This is a genomic window from Micromonospora sp. ATCC 39149, from assembly GCF_000158815.1.
In the GTDB taxonomy this organism is placed as follows: domain Bacteria; phylum Actinomycetota; class Actinomycetes; order Mycobacteriales; family Micromonosporaceae; genus Micromonospora.
Genome location: NZ_GG657738.1, coordinates 6,644,981 through 6,649,547, shown reverse-complemented (window position 1 = coordinate 6,649,547; position 4,567 = coordinate 6,644,981). Strand labels below are relative to the sequence as shown.

The 4,567-nt window shown below is 73.7% G+C and carries 5 protein-coding genes and 1 pseudogene; 1 reads left to right on the top strand and 5 read right to left on the bottom strand.

The genetic code is table 11. The annotated features are described in order from the left end of the window. Positions 1-230: 230 nt before the first annotated feature. The 5 genes from tatC to MCAG_RS28685 all read right to left on the bottom strand — a co-directional run bounded on the left by tatC (position 231) and on the right by MCAG_RS28685 (position 4,059). A complete protein-coding gene (tatC, locus tag MCAG_RS28705; RefSeq protein WP_007076445.1) occupies positions 231-1,184 on the bottom strand; it encodes a twin-arginine translocase subunit TatC in 954 nt (317 codons plus the stop codon). 18 nt (positions 1,185-1,202) lie between these two features. Then, complete coding sequence (gene tatA / locus MCAG_RS28700; RefSeq protein ID WP_007076444.1) at positions 1,203-1,520, bottom strand: Sec-independent protein translocase subunit TatA; 318 nt, start codon at positions 1,518-1,520, stop codon at positions 1,203-1,205. A gap of 220 nt (positions 1,521-1,740) precedes the next feature. Then, on the bottom strand, positions 1,741-1,989 hold the full coding sequence (locus tag MCAG_RS28695; RefSeq protein ID WP_036378165.1) for a hypothetical protein: 249 nt from the start codon (positions 1,987-1,989) through the stop codon (positions 1,741-1,743). Between the two features lie 10 nt (positions 1,990-1,999). Next, positions 2,000-3,064, bottom strand: coding sequence for a YafY family protein (locus tag MCAG_RS28690; protein WP_007076443.1), 1,065 nt, complete (start codon positions 3,062-3,064; stop codon positions 2,000-2,002). After that, a complete protein-coding gene (locus tag MCAG_RS28685) occupies positions 3,061-4,059 on the bottom strand; it encodes a YafY family protein (RefSeq protein ID WP_007076442.1) in 999 nt (332 codons plus the stop codon). Before MCAG_RS28685 ends, MCAG_RS28690 begins: the two co-directional genes overlap by 4 nt. 272 nt (positions 4,060-4,331) lie before the next feature. Here MCAG_RS28685 and MCAG_RS28680 point away from each other — a divergent pair. Beyond that, a pseudogene (locus MCAG_RS28680) lies at positions 4,332-4,567 on the top strand (DUF3866 family protein); the annotation flags it as partial.

The window sequence follows — 4,567 nt, the reverse complement described above, 5'->3', positions numbered from 1 at the left end:
TGTGGCTGCCACAACAGCGTCTTCGACATCGCCGACGGATCGGTGCGCGGCGGGCCGGCCGGCTCGCCGCTGCCGCCGGTCGCGGTGGCGGTACGCGACGGCCAGGTCCTGCTCGCCTGACGGCCGGTCCCACGCCGGCCCTGATCCGTCCGGCGCCGGCCCACCGCAGCCCACCCGACACGACGAAGGCCCGCCCCCAACGTCAGGGCGGGCCTTCGTCGTCGGCGACGTCAGGTCATGTCGTCGTAGCGGCGGTCGATCGGCGCTGGCGCGGTCACCGGCTCCGGGGCCCCGATCGGGGCCGCGGCCTCGATCTGCTGGCCGGGCGTCACCGGGTCGTCGTCGAGTTCCAGCGGCGACACCTCGTCGTCGGCGATCCCCGCGTAGACCTCCCTGCCCCGGCCGCGCCGCTTGTCGTTGAGGAACGCGACACCGACGGCGACGAAGTAGAGCAGCGACAGCGCCGCCGCCAACAAGGTCATGCCGAACGGGCCCGGGTCCGGCGTGGCGATCGCGGCGAAGGCGAACGAAATGAAGATCACCGCACGCCACCAGCTGAGCAGCCGCTTCGCGCTGGCCACACCGGTGAAGTTGAGCATCAGCAGGATCAGCGGGAACTCAAACGCCACCCCGAACAGCAGGATCATGTTGGTGACGAAGGAGATGTACCGGGTGACCTCCAGCTGCGTGGACAGGCCCGTGACGCCGGACTCCATCAGGAACGCCAGGCCCTTGTCCACCACCAGGAAGGCCAGCAGCGCGCCGCCCGCGAACAGCGGCGCGGCGATGGCCACGAACACGTACGCCCACTTGCGCTCGTGCCGATGCAGGCCGGGGGCGATGAACGCCCAGAGCTGGTAGAGCCAGACAGGCGCGCCGATGATCAGACCGATCCACAGCGCCAGCTTCAGCTTGAGGATGAAGCCGTCCGCCGGGGAGAGCTGGAGGAACTGCTGGCAGTTACCGAGCGCGTCGGTGGCTCCCGGCAACCGGCAGTAGGGCTGCTTCAGCAGGTCGAACGCCGGCTGGGCCAGCAGGAAGCCGCCGATCAGCCCGACCAGGATCGCCAGGGACGCCCGGAACAGCCGGGTGCGCAGCTCACGGATGTGCTCCATGAGCGTCATGGAACCGTCGGCGGCCTGCTCGAACTTGCTCGGGCCGCGTTTACGCAGGGCGAAGGCCACGGTGGTCGGGCCCTTCGGTCAGTGGTCGCGGACGCGCTGCACCGGGTCGATGACCGGCTGCTGCGGAGCCTGCTGCGGGGCGTACGACTGCTGCTGCGGCTGCGCGTACGACTGCTGCGGCTGCGCGGCGTTCGGCGGCAGCGGCTGGTAGCCGGCCTGGGCGTCGGCCTTCTCGGCCAGGTCGCGGTCGTCGTCGTGCAGGCTCTTCGTCTCGGCCTTGATGATCCGCAGCGAACGGCCCAGCGAGCGGGCCGCGTCGGGGAGCCGCTTGGCGCCGAAGAGCAGGATCATCACGACCACGAGTACGGCGATGTGCCACGGCTTGAGGGCACCCATGGGAAGCTCCAGTCGCTCTGTGTCGTCGTGGGGGGGTGTACCGTAGCCCATCGTACGTCTGTCGAGGGCCGTTGCCACCCGCCGGACCGCTGGCGGTTCCGCCGGCCGGTGAAGTGTTGACCAACCCTGCGCGTCCCGTCAACCACCTGCACCCCGATCGTGCCTGCGCGTTCCCGTTCCGCGACGCGCAGTCGACGCGCGCCGCAGCGGCCAGGATCGATCAGTGGCCGCGCTTCGCCTTGATCACGGCGAGGCGGCGCTGAGTGACCTCCACCTGCCCCTGAAGCGCCTCCGCGCGCTCCTGCAACGCCTCGGCGGTCACCCGCAGCGCCTCCGCCTCCACCTGGCGGCCCTGCAACGCCATCGCCGCCCGTCGTAGCCGGGGCAGCCGCGCCAGCACCGGCCGCACGGCCAGTGCCAGCACCACGAACGCGAACAGCACCACCGCGACCACGATCCACTTCACCACGGCGGCCAGCCTACCGGGGCGACGCGGGCCCCGCCGGGCCGCCCGACGGCGCACCCTCGGGGCTGGCGTACGCCTCCAGCGCGGCGACCGCCTGGGCCCGGACCTGCTCGGCCAGCTCCGCCGGGGCGACCACGGCCACGCCCGGGCCCAGCCCCAGCACGAACCGGCGGGCCCAGCCCAGGTCGGTCACCCGCAGCGACACCAGCCACTGGTCGCCGTCACCGCGCTCGACCCGCTCGCACGGGTAGTACTCGGTGATCCACCGCTCGCCCCGACCGATCCGCAGAGTGATCAACGGCAGGTCGGGCGAAGGCCGGAACACCCCGTCGGTGAGGTCGTGCGGGCGGGCCTGCGGCGGCACCACCGCCGGCTCGTCCAGCTCGACGACCGCGTCGATCCGGTCGGCCCGGAACAGCCGGACCTCCTCCGCGCGCCGGCACCACGCCTCCACGTACGCCCGGCCGCCCACCATCAGCATCCGCAGCGGGTCGATCACCCGCTCGGTCGTCTCGTCCCGGGCCGCCGTGTAGTAGGTGATCCGCAGCGCCCGGCCCCGCTCCACGGCGGCCCGTAGCTGCTCCACCCGCCGGCCGTCCGCTGGCAGGCGCACCTCGACCGGGGTGCCGACCAGGCCGCCGGCCGCGTTCTCGATCTTCGCGAGGGCCCGCTCCACGGCCTCCCGGTTGGCCACCCCCGGCGTCTCGGCGAGCATCCGCAGCGCCACCACCAGCGCCAGCGCCTCGTCGGGGGTCAGCCGCAGCGGCCGGTCGATCCCCGCGTCGTAGGTGATCGTCACCCGGTCACCGTCGAACGCCATGTCGATCAGGTCACCCGGGCCGTAGCCGGGCAGCCCGCACACCCACAGCAGCTCCAGGTCCTCCCGTAGCTGCCGCTCGGTGACCCCCAGGTCGCCGGCCGCCTCGGCGATCTCGATGCCAGGCCGGGCCAGCAGGTACGGCACCAGGTTGAGCAGCCGGGCCAGCCTGTCGGCCGAGGCCCGGTTGCCGGCAACGCGGGCACCGGCGGCACGCGGACCGGTCGAACGGGCGGCGGGTCGGGTCGCCGGGCGGGTCATCGGGCACCTCCGGTCACGGTCAGCTCGTCGTGCCGGGCGGCGATCTCCTTGAGCCGCTGGATGACCGCCTCACGCACCTCCGGCGGGTCGAGCACCCGCACGTCCGGGCCGTACCCGACCAGTTGGCCGGCCAGGGACTCCGCGTCGGCGTACGGCAGGACCAGCCGGTCGCCCTCCGGGCCGGACCCGCTGTCGACCGCCCAGCGGCGCAGCCCCGCCGCGCGCCCCGGACGAACCAGGACCGTGGCCCGCCCCGTGCGCTCCACCGGCCCGGACCAGCTGGCCACGTGGCTGATCAGATCCACCCCGGGCGGCGGCTCGTATGCCCCCGGGGTGCCGGTCACCCGGACCGCGCCCACCACCCGCGACAGCCGGAAGCAGCGGGTCGCCGCCCGGTCCAGGTCGTGACCCACCACGTACCACCGGCCGCGCCAGCAGACCACGCCCCACGGCTGCACGCGGCGGCGACTCGGGTCGTCGCGGTCGGGCACCCGGTAGTCGAAGCTCACCTCGCGGCGGTCCCGGGCGGCGGCGGTCAGCGGCGCGAACGCCGGATCGACCGTGACCATCGGCTCCAGGCCCAGGGTGGCCTGCGGGTCCACGTCCACCCCGGCGGCGCGCAGCTTCGCCAGGCCCGACGACGCCGCGGCGGCCAGCCCGGCGTGCTGCCACAGCCGGGCGGCGATGCCGACCGCGGCAGCCTCGTCCGGCTCCAGCGGGATGTCCGGCAACGCGTACTCCCGGTGGGCGATCCGGTACCCCGGCTCGGAGTCGAAGACGCTCGCCGTCCCCGTCTCCAGCGGAACCCCCAGCTCACGCAGCTCCGCCTTGTCCCGCTCGAACTTGCGCTGGAACGCTTCGTGGTCCTTCGCGTCGTCCGGGTCGTGCTCGTAACCGGGCACGGTCGCGGCGATCTGCGCGGCGGTCAGGAACCGTCGCGTCGACAACAGGCAGATCACCAAGTTGACCAGGCGTTCGGTGCGGGTCCGCGACACGTGTGCACGCTAGCAGCCCGCGCGGCGCGGGCGTGCACCCAACGCGGGCGCGTCGCGGCAACGCCCCAACACTCACTGTCCGTAATCAGGAGTGCACCACAAACGGGCCGTGTCGGTCGGCGGCGCGGTCGCGGCCATCTGGTGACCGCATGGCGGAAACGGGCCTCAAGAGCGAGAGCGGGGCACCGTCGTGGTGGCCGGCACACCAGGAGGAGCCGCCACGCCGACCCCGCCGTCGCCGCCCACGCCCGGCAGCCGCTAGCGTGCCGGTCATGGTGCGATGGCGGGCGGGGACCGTGGCGGCGCTGCGGCGGGAATGGACCGGCGCGATGGAGCTGGACGTCACGCTCGCCGACGGCACGAGCATGCGGGCCCTGGCGTACCCGGAACTGGTCGGCCGCCCCGAGCCCGGCGACCGGTGCTGCTCAACGCCGGCGCGCTGCTGATGGGCCTCGGCACCGGCGGGTACGCGCTGGTCGTGGCCTTGCCCGACCGGCTCCCGCCGGAC

What these genes read in the sequence shown, in the direction of transcription:
- tatA (WP_007076444.1), bottom strand. Translation starts at nt 1,520, where the DNA reads ATGGGTGCCCTCAAGCCGTGGCACATCGCCGTACTCGTGGTCGTGATG.
- MCAG_RS28690 (WP_007076443.1), bottom strand. Translation starts at nt 3,064, where the DNA reads ATGACCCGCCCGGCGACCCGACCCGCCGCCCGTTCGACCGGTCCGCGT.